Origin of the sequence: Bacillus sp. FSL R5-0422, assembly GCF_038610765.1 — a bacterium.
GTDB classification, from domain to species: Bacteria; Bacillota; Bacilli; order Bacillales; family Bacillaceae; genus Bacillus; species Bacillus pumilus_O.
The window spans coordinates 629,042-654,293 of sequence record NZ_CP152014.1 but is presented as its reverse complement, the minus strand read 5'-3'; the positions used below and the strand labels follow the sequence as shown (position 1 = coordinate 654,293).

Below are 25,252 nucleotides of genomic sequence, written 5' to 3'. Positions count from 1 at the left end.
ATGAAACCTAATCTCGGCTTAATGGAAGCGCTCATTCGAATTGCCTGTGGAATGACAATATGTACTGTGGCTGGTTCTTTATATGCTAGAAAACCATGGAGCAAAATGCTGCTTTTGGGCATCATGTTCGGCGGGATGAAGCTTGGATCAGGCATTCTTCGTTTTTGTCCAGTAACGTATATGTGTGAACAGCAGGACACACATAAAGAGAAGGCTGAGTGAACAGCCTTCTTTCAAATTATTGACAAAGTGCTAAAATGATCTTGATTTTAGCACTTTGTCTTCTTTTTTGTGATTATTTTTATATCACTCCGCTTCCGCTGCTTCACACCATTCCACCATCGTACCTGCAATAATTTCTGCGGCTTCAATGACATGCTCAATGTCGATGGATTCATTCGGAAAATGGGCAAGCTCTGTTGTTCCAGGTCCGAACACGATGATCGGGATACCTGCCGCCTGTGACAGTAGTCCTCCGTCTGTTCCCCAAGGAGCAGCTTCGATCTTTGGGGGCTCCTTCTTGACCGCCTCATATTGTTCCTTCAATAGACCTAAAAGTGGATGGTTCGTATCGATTGAGCCTGGAAGCCATCTAGCACCAAACCATTCGACTTCGACAGGATGCTCTTTGAACCATTCATCTTTTTCCCCAAGTCCCATCATCCAATTTTCTAGTTCCTTCTCTGCCTGCTCAACCGTCTCACCTGGCATCACACCAAGTCTTCCCTCCATTGTGACTAGATCCGCTACAGAGGACGGCCAATCACCGCCTTGAATTTTCCCTATGTTGATAGGGATCGGTATCGGGATATGCTGAAATAACGGCTCGGTGATGCGTTGATTTCGTTCTGCTTCAAGTGCCGCTACATGCGAAAGAACGATCGTACTCTTTTCAATAGCGGAAACGCCATGATATCTTGTTCCGCCATGAGCTGCCCTTCCTTTAATATGCAGTCTGAACCACTTAGATCCCTGCTGAATCGGAAAGATTTTCATATGACTTGGTTCTGGAATGATCGCCGCATCTGCTGTATATCCTCTCAGTATGGCTGCAAGAGTACCGGCGCCGCCGCTCTCTTCTTCGACGACACTATGAAACACGACATCTCCTTTTAGCGGAATCTGAAGCGCATGCAGTGCCTCTAGTGCAAAGAGTAAAGAAACATTTCCGCCTTTCATATCTGTTGCCCCGCGTCCATAAAGTCTCCCGTTTATGATATGCCCGCTGTAGGGCGGATATGTCCATTGTTTCGTATCTCCTGCTGGCACAACATCGACGTGCCCGTTTAATAAAATAGATCTGCCGTCCCCTTTCCCCTTCAATCGTCCGGCGACATTGGGACTTCCTTTAAAAGAACGCCTTGGGGAATAGAAATATGGGTGTTCGAGCAAGTCTTCTCCGCCAATGTCCCATACATCTACATCAAAACCAATGGCGGACAACTTATTTGCTACAATTTGTTGCACCTTTTGTTCGTTCCCTTGGGTGCTTTCACATTGCACCATTTGCTGAAGAAGCGCAATCGCTTCATCTTGGTGCTCTCTCATCCAGCTTCTGATACGTGTGATTGGCTGCAAGTCAGTCATCCTTTCTACACAACAGATTTAACATCAGGCGCTAAAATTAAGGGTGCCTCTGTCGCCCTTATGACATCTTCCGGCTGATACGGCGGCATGACTTCACGTAAAATGAGCAGCTGTGATTTGACCTCAATGACGGCCATATCCGTAATAATCAAATCTACACAAGACTTCGCTGTTAAGGGCAATGTGCAGGCAGATTTCACCTTTGATTGTCCGTGTTTATCGAGGTGGCTCATCACCACTACAACCTTTTTCGCCTTTTGTGCAAGCTCAATCGCTCCGCCCATCCCGGGTACTCGTTTACCTGGCACAATCCAATTCGCAAGATCGCCCTGACTGCTTACTTCAAGTGCACCTAAAATGGTCATATCCAGCATGCCTTTTCGAATAATGCCAAAAGCAGTCGTGCTGTCCATGTATGAGCCGCCTTTTGTTAATGTAATAGGAAAGCCGCCGGCGTTGCACAAATTTGGATCTTCTTCTCCTTGTGCTGGTGAGGCGCCTGCCCCCATAATGCCGTTTTCAGCATGAAGCCATACGTTGTAATGCGCTGGAATGTATTCCGCTGCAAGTGTCGGGATACCGATCCCAAGATTGACGATCATGCCATCTTCAATTTCCTGCGCCGCACGTTTGGCTATGCGGTGTCTTAAATCGATGTCTCCCATGCCCATGTCCAGTTCACTCCTTTTGATTGCACGATCTGGTTCACAAATACGCCTGGTGTCACGATTTCCTCTGGATGAAGATTGCCCACTGGCACAATCTCTTCCACTTCCGCAATGGTCCAGTCTCCTGCCATCGCCACAATCGGGTTTGTATTCCGAGCACTTTTATCAAATATTAGATTTCCTGCTTCATCTGCTTTGAGGGCATTCACAATGGCCATATCCGCTGTTAGCGCAGGCTCAAGGATATATGTCTTTCCGTTTAGCGGCACGAGCTGCTTCTCATCGAGATTGAGGCTATCCATGCCGACATCTGTCACAATGCCTGCCAAGCCCATCCCGCCTGCTCGTATTTTTTCTGCAAGAATGCCCTGCGGGTAAAAATGAACGTCTAGTGTACCTGCCTGCATTTTCTGTCCGGCTATTGGATTTGAGCCAATATGAGAAGCAATGATCTTCTTGACTCTTCCTTCTGTGATCAGCCGACCAACACCTATTTGCGGGAAACCTGCATCGTTTCCGATCAATGTCAGATCTTTAATATTGGCTTCTAGAATGGCATCGATCAATGATGGCGGAGACCCTACGCCGCCAAACCCGCCAAACATGATGGTCATGCCATCCCTAAAATGCGTGATCACTTCATCTACATTCACTGTTTTGTTCATCATCTTTCCTCCCTACATCGCAGATGGGAAAAACCCTCGGTTGATGACTTCTTGTTCGACCTGCGTAATGGTCTGTTCAAATAATTGAATGAGTTCATCCATCTCCTGCTGCGTGATGGAAAGCGGCGGTGCAATCATAACCGCTGCACCTCCCACTCCATCCTCACCGGCGCTTGCTGGGTATACAAGCAAGCCATTTTGCTTCGCTGTCTCAACGACTAAATGCGTCATTTGAGCATGGGCAGGAAATGGTGTTTTCGACAGGCGGTCTGCGACAAACTCAATGCCAATGAGCAGTCCCTTTCCTCTCACATCTCCTATGATGAAATGGTTTGTTTGCACTTCCTTTAAGGCGTTCATTAAATAGCGACCAGACAGATCCGCTCGTTCAGGAAGCTGATGTTTTTTCATATAACGAATGACAGCCAGTGAGACGGCGGCTGAAAGCGGATTACCACTATAGGTATGACCTGCCATCACTGAGCCGGAACCGCTCAGAATTGGCGCGATGACATGATCCGCTGAGACGGCTGCCGCAATCGGTGAATAGCCAGCACTCATCCCTTTGCCGAGAACCATAATATCTGGTACGACGCCCCAATGCTCCATCGCAAACATTTTCCCAGTTCGTCCAAAGCCTGTCATGACTTCGTCTGCAATCATTAAAATATCGTTTTCCTCACAGACACGCTTCATTGCTTCAAAATATCCGTCTGGCGGTACTAGCGACGCTCCCGATGCCCCGACAATCGGCTCTGCAATAAAAGCGGCGATCCTCTCTTTTCCTATACGCTGAATGACCGTTTTAAATTCCTGGACATACCATTCAACCTGCTTGCCCTCTTCCTTCGGCAGCCATGAACGATAGCTATATGGCGGAGACAGCACCGGATTCTTTTCGAGCAATGGTTCAAAGCGCTCTCTCCTTGCAATATGTCCGGACATCGACAGCGCACCGAGGGTGATGCCGTGATAACTCATCCATCGAGAAATAATGTGATTCTTCTCCGCCTTTCCCTGCTCCTGCCAATGCTGAATAGCAATTTTCATGGCTGTTTCCGTTGCCTCTGATCCGCTTCCGACAAAAAAAGACCAGTTCAGGTTACCTGGACAAAGCTTGCTCAATTCATAAGCAAGATCTTCTGCTGGTTCATTTGTGAATTGTGATCTGTACGTAAAGCTCACTTTTTCCGCTTGCTCGGTCATGGCATCAATGATTTCACGTATGCCATGTCCAATACTTGCCGTGACAGCCCCCGATGAGCCATCTATATATTTTTTTCCGTCCCGATCATATAAATAAATTCCCTCTCCTTTCACAGCCACAGGATAATGCTGATTCAACATCGGTTTGATTAAGTAATCCCGGGTCTCCACTTTGCCATTCCTCCCTCTCTCGTCAGCAGCTGCCTCTTTCTTTTTCATGAATCGCAAGAAAATTTTGTATACTTGTTATAAGATTAGCTTAATCAAGAGGGCAGTCATCCTCCATTCGCCACATGCCCGAATTTCAGACTCATTTTTTATACATCGTGTATAAGAGAGTTCAAAAGGAGGTCATGAGTCTATGGCGATTCTCGTCAAAGATGCACTTTCGCTCGATATCATGAAGGGGACAAAGCTGCTCGCTGGAGAAAATGGACTGGATCGACTCATTGAGTGGGTGACCATCGTGGAAATCATCGAAGACACGTCAAGACTTTCCGAAGGAGAATTGCTCGTCACAACCGGATTCGGACTTTCTGACAATCAAGAAAGATGCGAGCGGATTGAGGAATTGATTCAATCTCAAAGGCTGTCAGCCATCGCAATTTATAAAGGTGTGTACTTAAGCGATATTCCACCGTCACTTATTCAAGCGGCGAAAAATAGCGGCATTCCGCTCATCGAGATTCCGCCGCACATCAATTTCTCAGATATTACAAAAGCCGTCTTAGAACAAATCGTGAGTAGTCAGCTTCATCAGCTTAAATATTCGTCCGCGATTCATCAAAGACTGACCCAATTAAATGTAAGGAATAAAAATGTGACGCAAATTACAGAAGAACTGGCACATCTCACTGCAGCGAACATTGTCGTTCTTGATGTCTTTTTACATCAAACAGCGGCTCATCTCATAAAAGATGAAGTGACGTACTCTCCAGCTTTTGGCTTTCTGACAGATCATGAACCCATTGAAACCATGCCTCTTCTCAAGCAGGCAGAGGAGAAAGGACGGCTCGTCTATGACACGTGCGGAGCGTTCGTCCTCGCCGCATGTCCGGTGATTGCGATGGGTGATATTTTTGGGTTTATTGTGTCTTTAAAGAAAAAGGATACGTGGCATCATCTCGACGCGATTGCCATCGAGCATGCCGGGGCCGTGTATGCGATTGAATGGTTGAAGCAAAAAGCCATTCAAGATACAGAAAACCAAATGCAGGGACATTTGTTAGATGATATTTTGCAGCAGCAATATACAGAAGAAAGCTACGTGGTCGAACAAGCAACAAAACTGCAATATGATATGAGCGATGAACAAGTGGTGATCTACTTTCAATTCCAGCATCAGCACACACAGCTCGATCACCAAATGATGCAGCGTCTATCGCAATTACTCACCTCGATCTTTGAACGCAGACATATTTCTTTTTTACTAAAGACGAGACTCGATTCCATTTTTGTCCTTACACCAGCAGGAAAAAAAGCGTTTCAAGAAGCGGAGTGGTATCGCGCAGCAGAGGAGTGCCGGAGCACTTGGTCTTATTTTTTCCCCGTGCATCCGATTGTCATTGGTATCGGAAGAGCCTATGACCAGATCAGTCTCTTCGCAAAAAGTGCGAAGGAAGCGCAGTATGCAGCAAGGCTTCTTCCGCTTTTAAAAACAGACGAAAGTATCATTCATTATCAAAAGCTCGGCTTATATGGCATGCTCCTTGAAATGAATGAAGCAGGAATGAATTTGCATGATTTTTACGTGGAACTGTTAAGCCCTTTGCTTTATACAAAAAAACAAGGAGCTGACCTGATCCATACACTCGAAGTGTATTTGGCACACAATGAAAATATTCAAAAATCAGCGGGAGAATTGTTTATTCACAGACATACGTTAAGCTACCGGCTGAAACAAATTGAAACGAGAACAGGCTGCAGCCTCAAATCAACAGATGATCGGATGAAGCTGCAGCTCAGTATCATGGCTTACCGCCTTTCTGGTTTGCTTGATCAGATGAGAACCATTTCATGATTCATTCGGCGTTTTGACCCATAGATTCATATCTTCAATTTTGTCGAAAATATAGCAGTTGTTTTGGAAGCGCCCAGTATACGTATAACCAAGCTGATAAAATACTTGATTCATTCCATAGGACAGTGCACGGGCAAGTGAATAAAAGACAAAGATATGCATCGACTGGAGTTCTTTTTCAAGTGCTAGAATTAAATGATGCATGAATCCTAGTTTTCTATATGAAGGAAGGGTCGCACAATCTGTTAATTCTGCATGACCATACGGCGCATTGATTTCAGCGGATGCTGCACTTACAATGTGTCCGTCATGTTCAACAACATAAAAAATGGTCCCTTCCTCCATTACCTTTTCAATATAATCTGACTCGTTCATTGGCGTAGGGTACGTTTCAAAGACCGTATCATAGAGCTTTGCCAGCTTGTGAATATCTTTCGGATCCGCTTTCCTCATCACGTACTCATCCTGCCATGTGCTTTGGTCTTCTTTGATTTCTTTTGCTTGAATGGATGCGACGATCTCATCCTCCTCCAACCAATACGAACTGTTCATTCGATCCTCAGTGAGAAAAAGCGACATACCGTAAGCGTCACTTCCAAGGAAATAATGAGAAAACACCCCTTCAAGCCGAAAGCCTTTTTCTAAAAAAAGCGGCACATGCTCACGTCTTACTTTCACAATAACCTTAGAAGCCTTACAGTCTGAGGCTTCCTGAAGAACAGATTGAATCACATCCCGCACCCTGCCGCTATAATCATCTAAACGGATTCGCTCATTAAATGAATCAATACAGATGAGGGCAGAAAAACGCTCGTTTGCAAGTTTCTTCAATTGCATCATACACTCATTCCTCTCTCATAATTAGTTGATAAAGAATGTCCAAATTAGAAATGACGAAATAGCGATGCCAGAAAGAATTGAAAGTATCATATAACTAATGGTTGAAGCTTTTTTCATTTTATTGCGCTTCATTGCAACAGCATGATGCTATTTATGTTTATGAGAAATAAAATGTGCATGAATATAGCAAAGATTATAATAGCCTTAATTTCCATGTTGTCTCCTTCTAAATAGGTAATCCTATAACACTTCTCCATATTCGGGCTTTATCCCTTCTAATCATCAAAAGAACAAAAAACACCTTTCCATCTCAACAGATAGAAAGGTGTTTTGATTAAACGGATTTCCCCGCAGCTTTCAGCGCACGGGCGCCAATGTCACGGCGGTAAAATAAACCTGGTTGAATGATTTCTTCAACCGCTTCATACACTCTTGTTCTTGCCGCTTCAAATGTGTCGTCAAACGCCGTCACATTTGCTACACGTCCGCCATTTGTGACAAATTGGTCGTTTTCTTTTTTTGTTCCTGCGTGGAAGGTCACGACATCAGAGACCGTTGTTTGCAAAGCACCGATTGGCGTGCCTTTTGCATAGTCTTCCGGGTACCCTTCTGATGCAAGGACCACACTGACAGCCGCAGTATCTTTCCACTGCAAGTCCACATCTTTTCCGTCCAGAATATCGAGGAAGACTTGGACTAGATCTGATTCAAGACGAGGGAGAACCACCTGCGTTTCAGGGTCGCCAAAGCGTGCGTTGAACTCAATGACTTTTGAGCCTTCTGGCGTCAGCATTAAGCCTGCATATAAAATGCCTGTAAACGGACGCTCTTCCTGCACCATTGCGCGAGCCGCCGGTTTCACAACATCTTCCACCGCTTTTTGGACAACTTCATCTGAAATTTGCGGAACTGGCGAATAAGCGCCCATTCCGCCGGTATTCGGTCCTTTGTCATCTTCAAATGCCCGTTTGTGATCTTGCGCGATCACCATTGGGTACACCTTATCTCCATTAACAAAGGCCATCAGTGAAAATTCTTCGCCTGTTAAAAATTCCTCGATGACGACAGAAGCACTTGCATCGCCAAACTTTTCATCCTCTAAAAAGTCGTGCAGACAGTTGATCGCTTCTTCAAGTGTCATCGCAACGGTCACGCCTTTTCCTGCTGCGAGACCATCTGCTTTAATGACAATCGGCGCACCCTTTTCTTCCACATATGCCTTCGCTTCTTCAAACGATGTGAAGGTAGCGTAAGCGGCGGTTGGGATATCGTAGTTTTTCATTAAGTCTTTTGCAAATTCCTTTGAGCCTTCAATGACCGCGGCTTTTGCATTTGGTCCAAAGACCTTTAGACCCGCCTCTTCAAATGCATCGACGACACCTGCAATTAAAGGAACCTCTGGACCGACAATCGTTAAGCCGATTTTATTGTCTTTTGCAAAACGAATTAATGCCTCATGATCCCCTTCGTCAATTGGGACAAGCTTCGCAGCATCTGTCATTCCATCATTGCCCGGTGTGACAAATACTTGGCTGACAAGTTCACTTTGGTTCACTTTCCATGCGATGGTATGCTCTCTTCCGCCTCTGCCGATAATTAATACGTTCACACTGTCATCCCCTTAATGTTTGAAATGTCTAACGCCAGTGAAGACCATGGCGATGCCGTATTCATCTGCTTTTTGGATTGATTCTTCATCACGAATGGAACCACCTGGCTGGATGATCGCTGTCACGCCTGCCTTCGCAGCAGCTTCCACTGTATCGCCCATTGGGAAGAACGCATCAGAGCCTAGTGCGCTTCCTTTCGCTTTTTCACCTGCTTGCTCAATCGCAATGTTTGCTGAGCCCACGCGGTTCATCTGACCAGCGCCGATCCCTGCTGTCATTTGATCTTTCGCGAGGACAATGGCATTTGATTTCACATGCTTTACGACTTTCCATGCAAGCTTTAAGTCTTTCCATTCGTCTTCTGTAGGTTCTCTTTTCGTAGGAATAGAGATTGTTGCTTCCTCTAAGGCATACGTATCAATGTCCTGCACAAGAAGTCCGCCATGAACACTTGTTAGCTGCTTTTCTTTTTTACCAAGATCCGCTTCTACATCTAATGTTAATAGACGAAGGTTCTTTTTCGCTGTTAACACGTCAAGTGCTTCTTGGCTAAACGATGGAGCGATGACAATTTCTAAGAAAATCGTATGCAGCACCTCAGCCGTTTGCTTGTCTACTTCACGGTTAAGCGCCACAATGCCGCCAAAAATAGAAGTTTCATCTGCTTTGAATGCACGGTCAAACGCTTCTGCAATCGTTTCTCCTGTACCAACACCGCATGGATTCATATGCTTTACAGCGACAGCCGCTGGCTCCGAGAATTCACGTACGATTTGAAGAGCTGCATCTGCATCTTTGATGTTGTTATAGGAAAGTTCTTTTCCGTGTAATTGCGTTGCAGTAGCTAAAGAGCCTTTGCTTGGTAGAGCATTTTCATAGAAAGTCGCCGCTTGGTGCGGGTTTTCTCCATAACGAAGGGATTGTTTTTTCTCAAACGTGACAGTGAACTGCTCTGGCTCTGTTTCGCCAACAAAGTTCGTTAAATAATCTGCAATGAGGGCATCGTAAGCAGCTGTATGACGGAATACCTTCGCCGCAAGCTCACGTTTTTTCTCAAGTGACACGCCGCCTTCTTTGATTTGCTGAACGACTGAATCATAATCACGAGGATCGACAATGACTGTGACGTCTTGGTGGTTTTTTGATGCCGCACGAAGCATTCCTGGTCCGCCAATATCAATGTTTTCAATCGCTTCTTCATACGTTACATCGTCTTTTGAGATCGTCTCTTTGAAAGGATAGAGATTCACGACAACAAGATCAATCGGCTGAATGCCATGCTTTTCAATCTGTGCCATATGCTCATCGTTTTCTCTCACTGCCAATAATCCACCATGAATGTTCGGGTGAAGCGTTTTGAGTCGTCCGTCCATGATTTCAGGGAATCCAGTGACTTCAGAAATCCCAATGACATCAATGCCATTCTCTTGAAGAAGCTTATGTGTACCTCCAGTTGAAATCACTTCAACGCCAAGTTCTGTTAATTCTTTCACAAAAGGTACAAGATTCGTTTTATCGGAAACACTGATTAATGCGCGTTTGATCGTCATGCCTTCGTCACCTCATTAAGATAATTCTAAAAGTGATTTGATCACTTTTGGATATAGTGTGTGTTCTAGTTCATGCATTCTTTTTTCAATCGATTCAAGCTCTTCGCCTTGGTCAATATAGATCGCGGCTTGGTCAATAATCGGGCCTGTATCCATCCCTTCATCAACAAAATGGACGGTGATGCCTGCCACTTTGACGCCTGCTTGATAGGCTTGTCCGATGGCATCAAGACCTGGGAAAGCTGGCAGCAAGGATGGGTGGATATTCACGATTTTCCCTTTGTATGCTTCAAGTAATGTCGGGCCAATCAGTCTCATGTACCCAGCAAGGAAAACCCATTCTACTTCATGAAGCCTCAGTTGTTCGATGATGGTTTGTTCAAAAGCGGCTTTATTCGGAAAAGCCTTCGGGGTAAAAGCAAAGGAGGGAATGCCCTCTTTCTCAGCACGCTCCAGCACCTTTGCACCCGGTTTATCACAAATCACAATGGCGGCTTCAGCCTGCCATCCTTCTTCTTTTAACGTATCTATAATGGCTTGAAAGTTCGTCCCGCTTCCAGAGGCGAAGATCGCAAACTTCTTCATGAGAGGCTTCCACCGCCGAATGTGACACCTTCTCCTTTTTGAACACGTCCGATGAGAAATGCTTTCTCTCCATCTTGTTCAAGCTCTCTAATCACATCCACAAGATCGTCCTCTTTTACAGCTAGGACAAAGCCAATACCCATATTAAACACGTTGAACATCTCTTCTGCCTTTAACTGCCCCTTTTCTTGAATAAAGGAGAAAATGGGTGGTACTGGCCATGAGCCGTTATCAATCTCAACGCCAAGACCTTCTGGCAGCATACGTGGTAAATTCTCAATAAAACCGCCACCTGTCACATGTGCCATGCCGTCCACTTTGCCGGCTTTTACTTGTTTGAGAACAGGCTTTACATAAATTTTTGTTGGTTCAAGAAGCTCTTCACCGAGCGGTCTTTTAAAAGGTTCATACGTTTGATGCAAATCAAGACCAGCGTCTTCCAGCAAAACTTTACGAACGAGAGAATATCCATTGCTATGAATTCCGCTTGAGCTGAGTCCAATCAGCAAATGCCCCTCTTTGATGCTGTTTCCTGTCACGATTTCGTCTTTTTCAACGACACCTACTGAAAAACCAGCAATATCATATTCTTCTTCTGTGTAAAGACCTGGCATTTCGGCTGTCTCACCACCGACAAGTGCTGAACCAGACTGCTCACATCCGTCAGCCACACCTTTAACAATGGATTCAATTTTTACCGGATCTGCTTTTCCAACGGCTAAGTAATCTAAGAAAAAGAGCGGTTCTGCCCCTTGTGCAAGCACATCGTTGACACACATAGCCACGGCATCGACGCCGATCGTATCGTGTTTATCCATTAAAAAGGCAAGCTTTAATTTTGTTCCGACACCATCTGTTCCTGAAACAAGAACGGGCTTTTTGTATGGTAGCTCAGATAGATCAAACATACCGCCAAATCCACCTAGAGCCCCCATAACTCCTGCTCGTTTTGTACGTTCAACGTGTGTTTTCATTCGTTTGACGGCTTCGTACCCTGCTTCGATGTCGACACCGGCGTTTTTATATGCTTCTGACATCCCATTCACTCCTTTTAGCTGCTGATTTCCATGTATTTTCGGCAGAATGAAAGAGCAGCATATCAACTCATCTTGACTGCTGCTCCTTTATTCGATTATTTCGTCAAGACCGTTTCCTTCACATGCGGAAGAACCGTATCTTCATATATTTCAGTCGGGTATTTTCCAGTAAAGCATGCTAAACACTGACCGCGCTGCGGATCATCGTACTTCCTGCCGATCCCGTCCATTAAACCGTCTACAGATAAAAATGCAATGGAGTCTGCACCGATTTCCTGTCTAATTTCTTCCACTGAATGAGAAGAAGCAATCAGCTCTTCGTGTGTGGATGTATCAATCCCATAAAAACATGGATGTGCGATTGGCGGTGAACTAATGCGTACATGAACTTCCGTCGCACCCGCTTCTCTGAGCATCGTGACAATTCTGCGGCTTGTTGTACCGCGTACGATGGAATCATCCACCATCACAACACGCTTTCCTTCGACTACACCCCGTACAGCAGACAGCTTCATCCGTACGCCCTGCTCGCGTAATGCTTGAGACGGCTGGATAAACGTCCGGCCGACATAACGGTTTTTAATCAAACCAAGCTCATACGGAATACCTGTTGCTTCGGCATATCCAATCGCTGCAGATATACTGGAATCTGGTACACCTGTCACAACATCTGCTTCGACATGCGCTTCTTCAGCAAGTTTTTTGCCAAGACTCTTTCTCGCACTATGCACATTGATACCGTTAATATTACTGTCAGGTCTTGAGAAATAAATGTATTCCATGCTGCACATGCTGCGGTTAATGTTCATCGAGAAGCGCTCAGATTTGAGGCCTTCATCATTAATGATCAGCATTTCGCCAGGCTCCACATCACGTAAATACGTGGCACCAACAACATCAAATGCACATGTTTCAGAAGCGACAACATAAGCATCCCCAAGCATACCAAGTGAAAGCGGACGTAAGCCGTTCGGATCAAGCGCCACGATCATTTCTGTCTCCGTCATGATTAAGAAAGCATAGGCTCCCTTAAGCATAGACAGTGCATTTTTGATCTGTTCTTTTAATTCCATATGCCCGCTGCGCTTAATTAAATGAGCCAGCACTTCGGTATCAGAAGAGGTCTGAAAAATACTCCCTTGGTTTTCTAGCTGCTGCTTTAACTGCGTTGCATTCACTAAGTTTCCATTATGAGCAAGGGCAAGGCTGCCATTGTTTTGCGAACGGAAGAAGAGGGGCTGCACATTTTCAAAGCCGCCTCCGCCTGCTGTCGCATACCGAACGTGTCCAATCGCACCTTTTCCTTTCAAATCCTTTAGCTCACCGTTTTGAAAGACTTCCGTAATCAGTCCAAGGCCTTTGTGTGACGTCAGGTTCTCACCATCTGTTGCAATGATGCCCGCACCTTCTTGTCCTCGGTGCTGAAGGCTATGCAATCCGTAATATGTGATTTGTGGGGCTTCTTCGTGTCCCCAAACCCCAAAGACACCACACTCTTCATTTAAGCCTCTGATTTCAGCAAGCATGGGATCGCTCCTTTCCATGCACGTTCAAGCTCGTTGACCGCTGCATGAATCCATTGTTGTCCTTCTTGATTTTTGACAGTAAACACACCATCATTTGTCACCGTACCGACTTCTTTCGCATCTTTGACAGCCGCAGCAAACGCTTCGCGGTGCTCCGTTTTCACTGTGACAACAAAACGTGACTGTGTCTCACTGAATAATGAAGCTTCGCTGTCTAAATCGATTTGGATATCTGCGCCAAGCCCGTCAGTTCCAAATGTACTTTCAGCAAGTGCTACACCAAGTCCGCCTTCAGACACATCGTGTGCGGATTGAACGAGACCGTTTTGAATCGCGGCGAGCAGAGCTTCTTGACGCGCTAGCTCTACGTTCAAATCAATTTCTGGTGCTTTTCCATAAATACGGCCTTCTGTCATCTTTTGAAGCTCACTGCCTGCAAATTCTTCCTTCGTCTCACCAATGACGAAAATCACATCGCCAGCTTGCTGGAACGATTGCGTCGTAATATGAGCAGTATCTTCAACCAAACCAACCATTCCAATGACTGGTGTTGGGTAAATCGCTGTTCCATTTGATTCGTTATATAAAGAGACGTTTCCACCGATAACTGGTGTGCTTAGCGTGCGGCATGCTTCGCTAATCCCGTCAGCAGACTTTTCAATTTGCCAGAAAATTTCTGGTTTCTCTGGGTTACCGAAGTTTAGGTTATCTGTCACTGCAAGTGGACGAGCGCCTGAGCAGACAATGTTACGTGCTGCTTCTGCGACGGCGATTTTCCCGCCGACCTCTGGATCAAGGTAAAGATAACGTGCGTTACAATCTGTTGTCATCGCTAGGGCTTTTTTCGTTCCACGGATTCTTAAAACGCCCGCATCAGAGCCCGGTGCAACGACGGTATTTGTCCGAACCATGTAGTCATACTGATCATAGACCCATTCTTTACTCGCAATCGTTGGCTGCTGAAGGAGCTGCTTTAATGTCTGTGCAGCATCTGTAATCGCTGGAGCTTCCACTTTCGTTTCTAAAAACTCACGATAGTATGCAGGCTCACTTGACGGCTTGTGATAAACCGGTGCTTCTTCTGCAAGAGCGTCAACAGGAAGCTCACATACCACTTCACCTTGATGAAGTAAACGAAGCATTTTATCATCTGTTACATGACCGACTGATACTGCTTCAAGATCGTATTTTTCGAAAATATCAATGATTTCTTGCTCACGGCCTTTTTCAATGACTAGAAGCATTCTCTCTTGTGATTCAGATAGCATCATTTCGTATGCAGACATACCTGTTTCACGCTGCGGAATGAGGTCTAGATTCATCTCAATACCTGAACCTGCTTTACTCGCCATTTCCGCACTTGAGCTTGTTAAGCCAGCCGCTCCCATATCTTGAATCCCAACGAGCGCATCGTTTTTGATGACTTCAAGGCACGCTTCAAGCAGCAGTTTTTCCATGAATGGATCGCCGACTTGAACTGCTGAACGTTTTTCTTCTGATTCATCAGAAAATTCTTCAGATGCGAATGTTGCACCGTGGATACCGTCACGTCCCGTTTTAGCACCAACGTACATGACCGTGTTGCCGACACCTTTTGCCTGCCCTTTTTTGATGTCCTCATGGTTGATTAATCCAACACACATCGCATTCACGAGCGGATTGCCTTCATAGCTTTGATCAAAATGAACTTCTCCGCCGACTGTAGGAATTCCGATACAATTTCCATAGCCTGCGATCCCTGCCACTACTTCTTCAAACAAGTACTTCACGCGCGGTGAAGTCAGTTCACCAAAACGAAGAGAGTTTAGTACAGCAATTGGACGCGCACCCATGGAGAATACATCACGGATAATTCCGCCGACACCAGTAGCTGCTCCTTGATACGGTTCAATCGCAGATGGATGGTTATGTGATTCGATTTTAAATACAACCGCTTGGTTGTCTCCAATATCAACGATTCCAGCGCCTTCCCCAGGACCTTGAAGAACATGCTCTCCTTTTGTCGGGAATTTGCTTAAAACAGGCTTTGAGTTTTTATAACTGCAATGCTCTGACCACATGACAGAAAAAATACCTGTTTCTGTGTAGTTTGGCAGCCTGCCAATAATGGATTCGATTAAAGCGAATTCTTCATCACTCAATCCCATTTGCTGATACAATTTCTCTTCTTTAATTTGCTTGTGACTTGGTTCAAGCAGTAGTGACATGAGTGTCCCTCCAATTTTTCACGATAGATTGAAACAATTTAAGTCCGTCTGCGCTGCCTAGTAATGAATCCACCGCGCGCTCAGGGTGCGGCATCATGCCGAGTACATTGCCCTCTTCATTCGTAATACCTGCAATTCGATTGACACTACCGTTAATATCGTCTCCGTAAGTGAAAGCGATTTGGTTATTTTCAATAAGCTTTGCTAAAGTGTCTTCATCACAGTAGAAGTTGCCTTCACCGTGCGCTACAGGAACCGAAATGGATTCGCCTTTTTGATAGCCGCTTGTAAATTGCGTTTCGTTGTTCTCTACAATGAGTTCAACTGGACGACAGATAAATTTTAAGTCTTTATTTCGTCTCATCGCACCTGGAAGAATGCCAAGCTCCTGAAGAATTTGGAACCCGTTACAAACACCAAGAACAGGTTTTCCTTCCGCAGCTGCTTTTTTCACCGCCGGCATGATGTTTGAAAAGCGAGCAATCGCACCGCATCTTAAGTAATCCCCATAAGAGAAACCGCCTGGTACGAGTACACCGTCAAATCCGTCTAGACTCGTTTCGTCGTGCCATACATATTCAACTTGTTCACCTAACTCATCTTGAATCGCATGGTACATATCGATATCACAGTTAGAGCCAGGCAAGACGATCACTGCAAACTTCACTGTGCGACAACCTCCTCCACCTCATAGCGGTAATCTTCAATCACCGTGTTGGCCAGTAATTTTTCACACATTTCTTTGACGACTGTGTCTAAATCACGATCTGATTTTTCAATGACAAGCTCCATGTATTTCCCGATACGGACATCCTTTACTTCCTGATAAGACATGCTGTGCAAGGCGTGCTGCACGGCACTTCCTTGTGGATCAAGAACGCTCTCTTTTAAGCTGACAAAAATTTTCACTTTATACATGTTTATGGCCTCCAAGTCTTTTGAAAATTTCTTCGTATGCATTTGTTAAGCCGCCCAGGTTTCGTCTGAACACGTCTTTATCAAGCTTTTCGTTTGTCTCTTTGTCCCAAAGCCTACACGTATCAGGTGAAATCTCATCAGCTAGCAAAATACGATTCTCGTGATCTATTCCGAATTCAAGCTTGAAATCAATTAAATTCACATGGCAGTCTGAGAAGATTTGCTTTAACTCTTCATTTACTTGTCTTGTGATCTGTTTCATTTCCTCGACCTGCTCTGGCGTCGCTGCATCTAAAATGCGAATATGATCTTCTGTAATGAGCGGATCGCCGAGTGCATCATCTTTGTAGTAAAACTCGATCAATGGTGTATCCAGCTTTGTTCCCTCTGGAATGCCTAGGCGCTTTGACATACTGCCTGCTACCACATTTCGCACAACCACTTCAAGCGGTACAATCTGCACCTTTTGAATGAGCTGTTCTGTTTCAGAAAGGCGTTTCACAAAGTGATTGTTGATCCCTTTCTCATGCAGCATTTGAAAGATTAAGCTTGAAATTTCGTTATTCAGTCTGCCTTTGCCTTCGATTTCAGCTTTCTTTTCGCCGTTAAATGCTGTCGCTGAGTCTTTATATTCGACATATAAAATATGCTCGTCATCGGTCTGATAGATTTTTTTCGCTTTGCCTTCGTAGAGAAGTTCTTGTTTCACAGTCATTCAGGTTGGCCTCCTAATTTGAATGTTGGCAATTTTCAGGATTGGGCACCTGGCGAGCAGGTGACCCTTTTCTTACGCAAGACCTAGACGTTCGAAAATCATATCGACATTTTTCAAGTGATAATTGTAATCGAAGCAGTCAGCGATTTGTTCAGGTGTTAAGCGTGATGTGATTTTTTCCTCCGCTTCTACTAATGAACGGAATGGCACTTGCTTCTCCCACGCTTCCATTGCTTTTGGCTGAACCGTATCATATGCCTCTTCACGTGCCATGCCAGTATCGATTAATGCAAGAAGAACACGCTGTGAGTAAATCAAGCCAAGTGTGCGGTCCATGTTGCGTTTCATGTTCTCAGGGAAGACCGTCAAGTTTTTCACAATGTTTGAGAAACGGTTTAGCATGTAGTTCAGTGCAATCGTTGCATCTGGTAAAATGATGCGTTCAGCAGACGAATGAGAAATATCACGCTCATGCCAAAGTGGTACATTTTCATAAGCTGTCAGCATATATCCACGGATCACACGGGCAATTCCCGTCATATTTTCAGAGCCGATTGGGTTCCGTTTATGCGGCATTGCTGATGATCCCTTTTGTCCTTTTGCAAAGAACTCTTCTACTTCACGTGTTTCACTCTTTTGAAGACCACGAATTTCAACAGCAAATTTCTCAATGCTTGTTGCGACGAGTGCAAGAGTTGCCATGTAGTCTGCATGACGATCACGCTGCAAGGTTTGGGTGGAGATTGGTGCAGCTTTGATGCCAAGCTTCTCACATACATATTGCTCAACAAACGGGTCGATGTTCGCATATGTGCCAACAGCCCCAGAAATTTTGCCAAATTCGATGCCAGCTTTTGCTTGTTTAAAACGTTCTAGGTTACGCTTCATTTCTTCGTACCAAAGACCAAGCTTCAGACCAAATGTTGTCGGTTCAGCGTGTACACCATGTGTACGTCCCATCATGACCGTGTATTTATGCTCTTTCGCTTTTTCTTTTAGGATGTCAACAAATCTCTCAATGTCCTTGAGCAAGATATCGTTCGCCTGTTTTAATAGATATGAAAGCGCCGTATCCACCACGTCTGTAGAGGTTAACCCGTAATGAACCCACTTTCTTTCTTCTCCTAGAGATTCAGATACAGCACGCGTAAAGGCAACCACGTCATGGCGCGTGTCTTGTTCAATCTCTAGAATACGATCAATATCAAAGCTTGCATTCTTACGCATAGTCACAACGTCTTCTTTCGGAATGACACCAAGCTCTGCCCAAGCTTCACAAGCGAGAATTTCTACTTCAAGCCATGCATTAAATTTGTTTTCCTCTGTCCAGATTGCTGACATTTCTGGTCGTGCGTAACGTTCGATCATTTCCCGTTTCCTCCATCTCTTTCAGTCCATATCTTTGTGATGTTTGCCATCCATTCATCATCGAGCTGTTTCATAAAGGTCATATGCCCCATTTTGCGGCCTTCTTTTACTTCATGCTTTCCATATAGATAAAGCTTCGCTTCTTTGAGAAGCTCGGGATGCTCTATTGGGATGTCTATTTCATCGCCTAATAAGTTCACCATCATGCCCTCTGATAAAAGGGCTGTGCCGCCAAGCGGTAAACCGCATATTGCGCGAACGTGCTGTTCAAACTGACTCGTCTCACATAAATCGAGCGTATAATGACCAGAATTATGCGGGCGAGGCGCCAGTTCATTGACGAGCAGTTCTCCATCGTTTGTCAGGAATAGTTCTACAGCAAGTGTGCCCACTAGCTCCAGCTTTTCAGCCAGTGTCGTTGCCAGCACTTTTGCCTTCTCCTGAATGCTTTCATCTACTCTTGCAGGCACAATGCTCTGGAACAAAATGTTGTGCTTATGAATGTTCTCAGCGACTGGGAATACCGCGATCTCCCCATGAATAGAACGAGTGACGATCACCGAAAGCTCCATTTGAAATGGGACCCAGCTTTCTAAAATACAAGTTCCATGTGTAAGCAGTGCAGCTGCTTCCTGAAGCTGTCCTTTTTCTTTGATGACGTACTGTCCTTTTCCGTCGTAGCCGCCTCTGCAAGTTTTCAGCACGGCTGGCAAACCGAGTACGTCCACTGCATCTTCCAGCTCTTTTTCATCATGAATGATGCGGTAAGGCGCTACTTCACAGCCTGCGTCTACAATCCCTTTTTTCTCGGTCTCACGATTTTGAGTTAGAAGAAGGAGGTCGCTTCCTTGTGGTAAATTGGCTTCTTCCTTCAATTGATTAAGTGCATCGTAATCAATATTTTCAAATTCATAGGTCACGACATCGCTGATTTCTGCGAGCTGTCTGATTCCATCCAGATCACTATATGCCGCTGTGATTTCTGTATCAGCAACCTGTCCACAAGGAGATTGTGTGACCGGGTCTAAGACAGCTGCCCGGTACCCCATTTGCTTTGCGCTGACGGCCATGTATCTACCAAGCTGGCCTCCGCCGATAATACCGATGGTTGCGTTTGGAAAAATGGTCTGCTTAGCCAAGCTGATCACTGCTTTCTAGTACAGTCTGTTTTGTTTGCTCTCTTCTTTCCTCAAGACGAGCAGCGATTGTTTCATCAAATGCTGAAATCATTTGTGCGGCTAGAAGACCTGCATTTGTTGCACCGGCTTTACCAATCGCTACTGTCGCAACGGGTACACCGCCTGGCATTTGAACGATGGATAATAAGGAATCAAGTCCATTTAGTGCTTTTGATTGTACGGGCACACCAATGACCGGCAGTGTCGTTTTTGCTGCGACCATCCCCGGTAAATGTGCTGCGCCTCCAGCACCGGCAATGATGACTTTTAGTCCTTTACCTCTTGCTTCTGTCGCATATTCAAACATCAAGTCAGGTGTCCGGTGTGCGGATACGACCTGTTTTTCATACGGAATGTCTAATTCCTCTAAGATATCGCACGCATTTTTCATTGTTTCCCAATCAGATGTACTTCCCATGATGACACCTACAAGCGGCTTCATTTTGTCCCCACCTTTAAGCTGATATTCGATTTTGTATCGTTTGACACGCTTCCCAAACCTAAGTAGCTTGTCAAACGCCGAACAAAAAGGCCCGGTTTGCATTGCATTGTTAGGAAGCAACACAAACCGGGCCATGGTAAGCGCTGTTCGCTTTTGAATTGCCATGTCAGTTTTGTTCACTATCCTGCATAGTCCAGTCATTTACGGTAACTGGGTAGAAACTTATGGGCCATATTCCCAAGATTATATGAGGTTCGTGTTTTGATTTCATGTTTATCTTAACAACGGATGTTCATGATGTCAACGGATTTATCGAACAATCTATGAAGTCGTCGTTTTAATGTTCGGATTTAGACTATTTTTCCTTCAAATACGATTTTTTTCCCAATCGGAATGATCTGAATCGACCCATTTTCCTTCTTTTCCTGAAAAATGGGCTCCTCCATTCGTCGGACAGGCGAGTAGCCTTCCGCTGCCATCTGGGACAACACTTGATCGATCGTCATGTTGTCTTCCACATAGAATTTCTTCTTCTTTGGTTTTGCGGTCATTCTTTAATTCTCCTTTTCTTCACAGCCTTCACCCAGAAGCCGCCGTGAATCGATTTGGGCTCATATGAAATGATAAATGCCTTTGAATCCAGCGTTTTAATCGTTTCATATAATTGCAGTTCATATTTTCTCGGTGTTAAAATTTGCAATGCTGTCCGGTCTCCTTCAAGACCGCCTGCTACCCAGCTGGTGACACCATATCCTTTTTCTCTCAATTGTCTTGGGAGATCGACATCTAATTCTTTTGTGATCACGTTAACAGTTGTGTAGCCAAGTGCCAGCTTCTCTTCAATTTTCATCCCGACAATGATCCCCATCCCATAACCTAGCGCATACGCAATAACATTTTGGATTTGATCTAAGTTATCAAGTACGATACTTAATCCAATCACATAAATCAGCATCTCAATCGTACCAGCAAAAGCTGCTGCGTACCGTCTGCCTTTCATTGTTAAAATCAAACGCATGGTGGAAAAAGAGACATAGACAATATTAATCACTAAAATGATCAAAACCATGGTGAACGCATTGGATAAAAGTTGTTGAAGCACGATTCGAACCCCCTACACTAAAAAATCAAATAAAGCACCCCATATTCTACTAGAGAACATACCTTGATACAATCAAATTTGCGCGAGAAAAACACATATATCTTTCGACAAGAACGGTGGTCTTTATTACCAAGAGTTTACCCGTTTTTTCCTCTTCTCAACATGAAAACCTCCTTTTTCAAAAAAGGAGGTTTTCAGTGTGTGTATCATCCAAATCGAACAGGCACAAGTGAAGGAATCAAATACTCTCCGACAATGCCCCAGAGCAGTGCAATGATGACAAGCTCCACCAATAAAAAGACCCAGCCGGTATACATTAAATCACCGCACGCCGCTTCATGATCCGATTGAATCGAGCGAAACAATACGACCGCAATCAACTGGAGACCAAAGAACATCATCACAGATAAAATGACCGTCACATATGGAATATTCAGCATGGCGAATACAAGCCAAAGGATCGATAAAACCAAAACCGGTACAAGTGCGGCACCAAACTTCATGATCACTTCTTTCAGTGATATGTTTCCTTTTAGCATGTACTTTCCGAGTAACCAGACGGTGAGCATCATCAGTGTGAGCAGAATGAGCGTAAAGATCGCTACCCTCAAAAAGGCGTCACCAAAAGAGTAATGAATGCCAAAGCCTAATAAACGAGTCTTTGACGCCTTTAATTGAACATAGTTGCCTAAAGCAAAAAACACGCTGAATAACACAATCGAGATCCAAGCATACTTCATCCGTAATGTTTCCGCTTGATTGATGGCCTGGCTCGGTGATTTTAACATCGCAAGTCCATATGAGCTATAGCGATTAAACGCGCCTCCTACACCTTGCAGCATACGTTGAATGGTAGAACGCTCATCATCCGATGCCGCTTTTGCTTTCGACGTTCTTCCACGTTTTGCGGCGCTTCTGCTAAGGCGGGATTGCCTCGTTTCTTGATCTATTGATGGCTCTTCATTTTTTAAGTCTGATGTACTTTGCTCTTCATCTTTTTCTAACATCTCATATCAACTCCTATCCAGCACAATCCTGACAGGTTCATACGAATGACCTATCCGGATGACTCCTCTTAAAGTAGCGGAGTCTCTCTGTTCCGTCAAGATTCCTTGACGTTCATACGAATAGACGGATAAAGGGTAGCAGAGGTTTTAAATTGGCAAGAAAATAAGGCAAAACAAAAAAACAGCAGCTTCAATGAGCTGCTGTTTCAGCGTGTAGACAAGCCCTCGCATTCTTTGTCAGTCCTGCGCGCTGGTGCTCACGAATGTCAAATTCGCTCCGCGTCAGTGCTCGTCCTTCCTAGACTGCAAAGGTTTTCTATCACGCTGAAAAAAAGAAGACAAAGGGTTAAAATAAAGATCGTTTTAACCCTTTGTCAACAATTAATGATTTAAGAAAGCAAAGTAGAGAATAAAGATCACAAACAATCCATACATAATCGGATGTATTTCTTTGGCTTTCCCTTTAAAGATCATCGTAATCGGGTAGAAAATAAAGCCAACCGCAATCCCTGTTGCAATACTGTATGTGAGTGGCATCATAATCATCGTTAAGAACGCTGGTACGGCAATTTCAAAACGATCCCATGCTATCTTCGCAAGCGGAGCGACCATCAGTGCCCCCACAATGATTAAAGCAGGTGCTGTCACATTCTTTGTAACGATGGATAAAAGCGGCGAGAAGAACATCGCAAGCAAGAAGAAAATACCTGTCACGACAGATGCAAATCCAGAACGTGCACCTGCTGCAACACCTGAGCTAGATTCAACATAAGATGTTGTCGTCGATGTTCCAAGAATAGAACCTACAACAATTGAAGATGAATCCGCTAGAAGTGCTCTTCCTGCACGCGGCAGCTCATTATTTTTCATTAAACCAGCTTGGGTTGCAACAGCCACAAGCGTTCCTGCTGTATCAAAGAACCCAACGAATAAGAACGTCAAAATCACGACAAGCATTTGGATTGAGAAAATGTCTGGCAAATGAATCAAGGCTTGACCGAAGGTTGGAGACAAGCTTGGAATACTTCCCACAATTTGCGTCGGTACTGGGACAAGACCAACAATCATTCCTGCAATAGCTGTCACAAGCATCCCAATGAAGACACCTGCATTCACTCGCAGAACCATTAAAATAACAGTCACCACGATACCAAACACCGTTAATAAGACAGGACCACTATGAATGTTTCCAATCGAAACGAGCGTATTATCATTATTAGCAATAATACCAGATCCTTGCAGACCGACAAATGTAATGAATAGACCAATACCCGCACCAACCGCTAGCTTTAGCTCAGCCGGAATGGCATTGATGATTTTTTCACGGAAACCTGTTAAAGAAAGGGCAACGAAAATCAATCCTGATACAAACACACCAGAAAGTGCTGCTTCCCATGTAATGCCCATGCCAAGAACAACCGAGAAGGCGAAAAAGGCATTTAAGCCCATACCTGGAGCAATCGCAATCGGATACCTAGCAATTAGCCCCATCAGAATACACCCTGCGGCAGAGGCTAGCGCCGTCGCTGTAAAGACAGCGCCTTGATCAATTCGTAATTTATCTGGAAAATCCGGTACCGACACTAAAGCAAGTGTGATCGGATTGACAAACAAAATGTAAGCCATCGCCAAAAATGTGGTTAAACCACCGATGATTTCTCTGCGGTAATTCGTTCCTAATTCATCAAACTGAAAAAACTGTTTCAAGCCAACTGACTCCCTTCATGTCCTTTTGCTTTAGTCTGCCCCATTCACAAGTCAAATAAAAAACGCCCCAACACTTTTGGGACGCTTGACTACATATGTGAATTCAGACGGTGACATAAAACAAGAACAATGCATGATTTATATCAAACGAGTGTGAATTGACGTAGTCAAGCTATTTACGGTAGCTTGGTAGAAACTTGCGGGCCATATCCCCGCTATTATACGACTTCTATCTATTTGATTTCTGTGTCTATTGTACCAACTTCATTTTTAAAACACAATACGAAAAGCGAACGTTTTTCAAAAAAATGTCCGCTTCATTCGTCTTATTACACGAATTTGGAAATTCACATCTAGTTCTTTATACACCCTTCCCCAAATCCTTCTCTTTTGCAAAAACCGCTTCGGCTACATGGAAAAACTCTTTCACTGCTGGAGAAGCTTGGGAGAGAGACGGACAGGCGAGCGCAACCTCACGATGATGAGAGACATTCAGCTGGCGAATATGCACAAGCTGCTGCGTTTTTAAAAATAACTCCGGGCCTATTGTGACGCCAAGTCCTTCCCCGACCATACGGGCAATAGTCGTACAATCGTGTACTTCAAATAAAGTAGCTGGCTTCAATTGAGCCTCAGCAAAAATATCCTCTACATGTGATTGATACATGCCAGTCGGCATAATAAATGGTTCATCCGCCAAATCTGTGATATCTACAATGGACTGCTGGTGAAAGCGATGATTTGGATGATAGGCGACCACCATCTCATCTTTGATCAGCGGCAGCAAGTCAAAAGCTTCATCTGCATGGCCTTTCACAACAAAACCAACATCAATGATGCCAGAGTCCAGCCACTCCAATATTTCTTCATACGTTCCCTCATAAAATTTAAATTCGATTTTCGGATGCTTTTTCTGATAGCTCACAAGCAGCTTAGGCAATAAACAAGCTGATGCACTGGCAAAAGTTCCGATTCGAATCAAGCCCGTTTCGATATTTTTTGTTAACGCAATTTCTTGCTGGATCTTCTCCACCCTATTTAACACTTCTCTAATATGCGGAAGAAGCGTTTGACCGATATCTGTCAGCATAATGCCCTTTTTTCGGTCACGAATGAATAAAGATACACCCCACTCCGTTTCTAAACTCGCCACCGCATGACTGACCGCGGACTGCGTCATATTTAATGCTTCAGCTGCTGCGGTAAAACTGCCAAGCTCGACCACTTTTGCAACAATATCAAAGCGAACAAAGCTCATGAGTGTTTACTCATCTCCTTCATGAAAAACATCAATTTTACTTATGTTAGCACGGA

Annotated in this window: 24 protein-coding genes and 2 riboswitches; of the genes, 2 read left to right on the top strand and 22 right to left on the bottom strand. The window is 44.5% G+C overall.

Going from position 1 to position 25,252, the window contains the following annotated elements:
• A complete protein-coding gene (locus MKX52_RS03220) occupies positions 1 to 222 on the top strand; it encodes a DUF2892 domain-containing protein (protein ID WP_024424522.1) in 222 nt (73 codons plus the stop codon).
• Between the two features lie 84 nt (positions 223 to 306).
• Here the strand turns inward: MKX52_RS03220 and MKX52_RS03215 are convergent, their stop codons facing one another.
• The 4 genes from MKX52_RS03215 to MKX52_RS03200 are packed head-to-tail and all read right to left on the bottom strand — an operon-like array spanning position 307 to position 4,297.
• A complete protein-coding gene (locus MKX52_RS03215; protein WP_342491467.1) occupies positions 307 to 1,578 on the bottom strand; it encodes a peptidase in 1,272 nt (423 codons plus the stop codon).
• Positions 1,579 to 1,592: 14 nt separating this feature from the next.
• Positions 1,593 to 2,258, bottom strand: a complete 666-nt coding sequence (locus MKX52_RS03210) for a 3-oxoacid CoA-transferase subunit B (RefSeq protein WP_144473365.1) — start codon at positions 2,256 to 2,258, stop codon at positions 1,593 to 1,595.
• Entirely contained in the window at positions 2,234 to 2,920 is a 687-nt protein-coding gene (locus MKX52_RS03205) for a CoA transferase subunit A (RefSeq protein ID WP_088001812.1), read from the bottom strand. Before MKX52_RS03205 ends, MKX52_RS03210 begins: the two co-directional genes overlap by 25 nt.
• 12 nt (positions 2,921 to 2,932) lie before the next feature.
• Entirely contained in the window at positions 2,933 to 4,297 is a 1,365-nt protein-coding gene (locus MKX52_RS03200; RefSeq protein ID WP_342491466.1) for an aspartate aminotransferase family protein, read from the bottom strand.
• Positions 4,298 to 4,487: 190 nt separating this feature from the next.
• Between MKX52_RS03200 and MKX52_RS03195 the strand changes: the two genes are divergently transcribed.
• Entirely contained in the window at positions 4,488 to 6,146 is a 1,659-nt protein-coding gene (locus tag MKX52_RS03195; RefSeq protein ID WP_251184766.1) for a PucR family transcriptional regulator, read from the top strand.
• Here MKX52_RS03195 and ablB read toward each other — a convergent pair.
• The 18 genes from ablB to MKX52_RS03105 form a co-directional block, all read right to left on the bottom strand.
• Positions 6,141 to 6,986 (bottom strand): putative beta-lysine N-acetyltransferase, encoded by an 846-nt coding sequence (ablB, locus tag MKX52_RS03190; protein ID WP_342491465.1) that lies wholly within the window; start codon positions 6,984 to 6,986, stop codon positions 6,141 to 6,143. The two genes, MKX52_RS03195 and ablB, sit on opposite strands and share 6 nt — an antisense overlap.
• Positions 6,987 to 7,320: 334 nt before the next feature.
• Positions 7,321 to 8,595 (bottom strand): phosphoribosylamine--glycine ligase, encoded by a 1,275-nt coding sequence (gene purD / locus MKX52_RS03185; RefSeq protein WP_342491464.1) that lies wholly within the window; start codon positions 8,593 to 8,595, stop codon positions 7,321 to 7,323.
• A 12-nt stretch (positions 8,596 to 8,607) separates the two neighbouring features.
• On the bottom strand, positions 8,608 to 10,146 hold the full coding sequence (gene purH, locus MKX52_RS03180) for a bifunctional phosphoribosylaminoimidazolecarboxamide formyltransferase/IMP cyclohydrolase (protein ID WP_342491463.1): 1,539 nt from the start codon (positions 10,144 to 10,146) through the stop codon (positions 8,608 to 8,610).
• A gap of 15 nt (positions 10,147 to 10,161) precedes the next feature.
• The gene (purN, locus tag MKX52_RS03175) at positions 10,162 to 10,731 is read right to left on the bottom strand and encodes a phosphoribosylglycinamide formyltransferase (protein WP_119124504.1); all 570 of its coding nucleotides are present in this window, start codon (positions 10,729 to 10,731) and stop codon (positions 10,162 to 10,164) included.
• Complete coding sequence (gene purM, locus MKX52_RS03170) at positions 10,728 to 11,768, bottom strand: phosphoribosylformylglycinamidine cyclo-ligase (protein ID WP_012009145.1); 1,041 nt, start codon at positions 11,766 to 11,768, stop codon at positions 10,728 to 10,730. Before purM ends, purN begins: the two co-directional genes overlap by 4 nt.
• Positions 11,769 to 11,863: 95 nt before the next feature.
• On the bottom strand, positions 11,864 to 13,294 hold the full coding sequence (gene purF, locus MKX52_RS03165; RefSeq protein ID WP_012009144.1) for an amidophosphoribosyltransferase: 1,431 nt from the start codon (positions 13,292 to 13,294) through the stop codon (positions 11,864 to 11,866).
• Positions 13,270 to 15,501, bottom strand: coding sequence for a phosphoribosylformylglycinamidine synthase subunit PurL (gene purL / locus MKX52_RS03160; protein ID WP_342491462.1), 2,232 nt, complete (start codon positions 15,499 to 15,501; stop codon positions 13,270 to 13,272). The genes purF and purL overlap by 25 nt, the downstream gene beginning before the upstream one ends.
• On the bottom strand, positions 15,485 to 16,168 hold the full coding sequence (gene purQ, locus MKX52_RS03155) for a phosphoribosylformylglycinamidine synthase subunit PurQ (protein WP_012009142.1): 684 nt from the start codon (positions 16,166 to 16,168) through the stop codon (positions 15,485 to 15,487). Before purQ ends, purL begins: the two co-directional genes overlap by 17 nt.
• On the bottom strand, positions 16,165 to 16,419 hold the full coding sequence (gene purS, locus MKX52_RS03150; protein WP_003214349.1) for a phosphoribosylformylglycinamidine synthase subunit PurS: 255 nt from the start codon (positions 16,417 to 16,419) through the stop codon (positions 16,165 to 16,167). The genes purQ and purS overlap by 4 nt, the downstream gene beginning before the upstream one ends.
• Positions 16,412 to 17,134 carry a phosphoribosylaminoimidazolesuccinocarboxamide synthase gene (gene purC, locus MKX52_RS03145; RefSeq protein ID WP_012009141.1) on the bottom strand — a complete coding sequence of 241 codons (723 nt, stop codon included), beginning with the start codon at positions 17,132 to 17,134 and terminating at the stop codon, positions 16,412 to 16,414. Before purC ends, purS begins: the two co-directional genes overlap by 8 nt.
• 72 nt (positions 17,135 to 17,206) lie before the next feature.
• Entirely contained in the window at positions 17,207 to 18,502 is a 1,296-nt protein-coding gene (purB, locus tag MKX52_RS03140) for an adenylosuccinate lyase (RefSeq protein WP_012009140.1), read from the bottom strand.
• A complete protein-coding gene (gene purK, locus MKX52_RS03135; RefSeq protein ID WP_342491461.1) occupies positions 18,499 to 19,641 on the bottom strand; it encodes a 5-(carboxyamino)imidazole ribonucleotide synthase in 1,143 nt (380 codons plus the stop codon). Before purK ends, purB begins: the two co-directional genes overlap by 4 nt.
• Complete coding sequence (purE, locus tag MKX52_RS03130; RefSeq protein ID WP_050945777.1) at positions 19,634 to 20,122, bottom strand: 5-(carboxyamino)imidazole ribonucleotide mutase; 489 nt, start codon at positions 20,120 to 20,122, stop codon at positions 19,634 to 19,636. The genes purK and purE overlap by 8 nt, the downstream gene beginning before the upstream one ends.
• 169 nt (positions 20,123 to 20,291) lie before the next feature.
• Positions 20,292 to 20,393: riboswitch (purine riboswitch) on the bottom strand.
• 79 nt (positions 20,394 to 20,472) lie between these two features.
• The gene (locus MKX52_RS03125; protein ID WP_012009137.1) at positions 20,473 to 20,673 is read right to left on the bottom strand and encodes an NETI motif-containing protein; all 201 of its coding nucleotides are present in this window, start codon (positions 20,671 to 20,673) and stop codon (positions 20,473 to 20,475) included.
• Positions 20,670 to 21,224: a DUF2179 domain-containing protein gene (locus MKX52_RS03120; RefSeq protein ID WP_024424505.1), complete on the bottom strand. Its 555-nt coding sequence runs from the start codon at positions 21,222 to 21,224 to the stop codon at positions 20,670 to 20,672. The genes MKX52_RS03125 and MKX52_RS03120 overlap by 4 nt, the downstream gene beginning before the upstream one ends.
• A gap of 206 nt (positions 21,225 to 21,430) precedes the next feature.
• Positions 21,431 to 22,231 (bottom strand): hypothetical protein, encoded by an 801-nt coding sequence (locus MKX52_RS03115; protein ID WP_342491460.1) that lies wholly within the window; start codon positions 22,229 to 22,231, stop codon positions 21,431 to 21,433.
• Between the two features lie 381 nt (positions 22,232 to 22,612).
• Positions 22,613 to 23,938 carry an NCS2 family permease gene (locus MKX52_RS03110; protein WP_003214014.1) on the bottom strand — a complete coding sequence of 442 codons (1,326 nt, stop codon included), beginning with the start codon at positions 23,936 to 23,938 and terminating at the stop codon, positions 22,613 to 22,615.
• Positions 23,939 to 24,082: 144 nt separating this feature from the next.
• Positions 24,083 to 24,184, bottom strand: a riboswitch (purine riboswitch).
• A gap of 115 nt (positions 24,185 to 24,299) precedes the next feature.
• On the bottom strand, positions 24,300 to 25,196 hold the full coding sequence (locus MKX52_RS03105) for a LysR family transcriptional regulator (protein WP_342491459.1): 897 nt from the start codon (positions 25,194 to 25,196) through the stop codon (positions 24,300 to 24,302).
• Between the last annotated feature and the right edge of the window lie 56 nt (positions 25,197 to 25,252).

Excerpts from the sequence above, each read along its gene's own strand:
- MKX52_RS03220 (WP_024424522.1), top strand. The coding sequence starts at position 1 with ATGAAACCTAATCTCGGCTTAATGGAAGCGCTCATTCGAATTGCCTGT.
- MKX52_RS03210 (WP_144473365.1), bottom strand. The coding sequence starts at position 2,258 with ATGGGCATGGGAGACATCGATTTAAGACACCGCATAGCCAAACGTGCG.
- MKX52_RS03205 (WP_088001812.1), bottom strand. The coding sequence starts at position 2,920 with ATGAACAAAACAGTGAATGTAGATGAAGTGATCACGCATTTTAGGGAT.
- MKX52_RS03195 (WP_251184766.1), top strand. The coding sequence starts at position 4,488 with ATGGCGATTCTCGTCAAAGATGCACTTTCGCTCGATATCATGAAGGGG.
- ablB (WP_342491465.1), bottom strand. The coding sequence starts at position 6,986 with ATGATGCAATTGAAGAAACTTGCAAACGAGCGTTTTTCTGCCCTCATC.
- purH (WP_342491463.1), bottom strand. The coding sequence starts at position 10,146 with ATGACGATCAAACGCGCATTAATCAGTGTTTCCGATAAAACGAATCTT.
- purN (WP_119124504.1), bottom strand. The coding sequence starts at position 10,731 with ATGAAGAAGTTTGCGATCTTCGCCTCTGGAAGCGGGACGAACTTTCAA.
- purM (WP_012009145.1), bottom strand. The coding sequence starts at position 11,768 with ATGTCAGAAGCATATAAAAACGCCGGTGTCGACATCGAAGCAGGGTAC.
- purF (WP_012009144.1), bottom strand. The coding sequence starts at position 13,294 with ATGCTTGCTGAAATCAGAGGCTTAAATGAAGAGTGTGGTGTCTTTGGG.
- purL (WP_342491462.1), bottom strand. The coding sequence starts at position 15,501 with ATGTCACTACTGCTTGAACCAAGTCACAAGCAAATTAAAGAAGAGAAA.
- purS (WP_003214349.1), bottom strand. The coding sequence starts at position 16,419 with ATGTATAAAGTGAAAATTTTTGTCAGCTTAAAAGAGAGCGTTCTTGAT.
- purC (WP_012009141.1), bottom strand. The coding sequence starts at position 17,134 with ATGACTGTGAAACAAGAACTTCTCTACGAAGGCAAAGCGAAAAAAATC.
- purB (WP_012009140.1), bottom strand. The coding sequence starts at position 18,502 with ATGATCGAACGTTACGCACGACCAGAAATGTCAGCAATCTGGACAGAG.
- purE (WP_050945777.1), bottom strand. The coding sequence starts at position 20,122 with ATGAAGCCGCTTGTAGGTGTCATCATGGGAAGTACATCTGATTGGGAA.
- MKX52_RS03125 (WP_012009137.1), bottom strand. The coding sequence starts at position 20,673 with ATGACCGCAAAACCAAAGAAGAAGAAATTCTATGTGGAAGACAACATG.
- MKX52_RS03115 (WP_342491460.1), bottom strand. The coding sequence starts at position 22,231 with ATGTTAGAAAAAGATGAAGAGCAAAGTACATCAGACTTAAAAAATGAA.
- MKX52_RS03105 (WP_342491459.1), bottom strand. The coding sequence starts at position 25,196 with ATGAGCTTTGTTCGCTTTGATATTGTTGCAAAAGTGGTCGAGCTTGGC.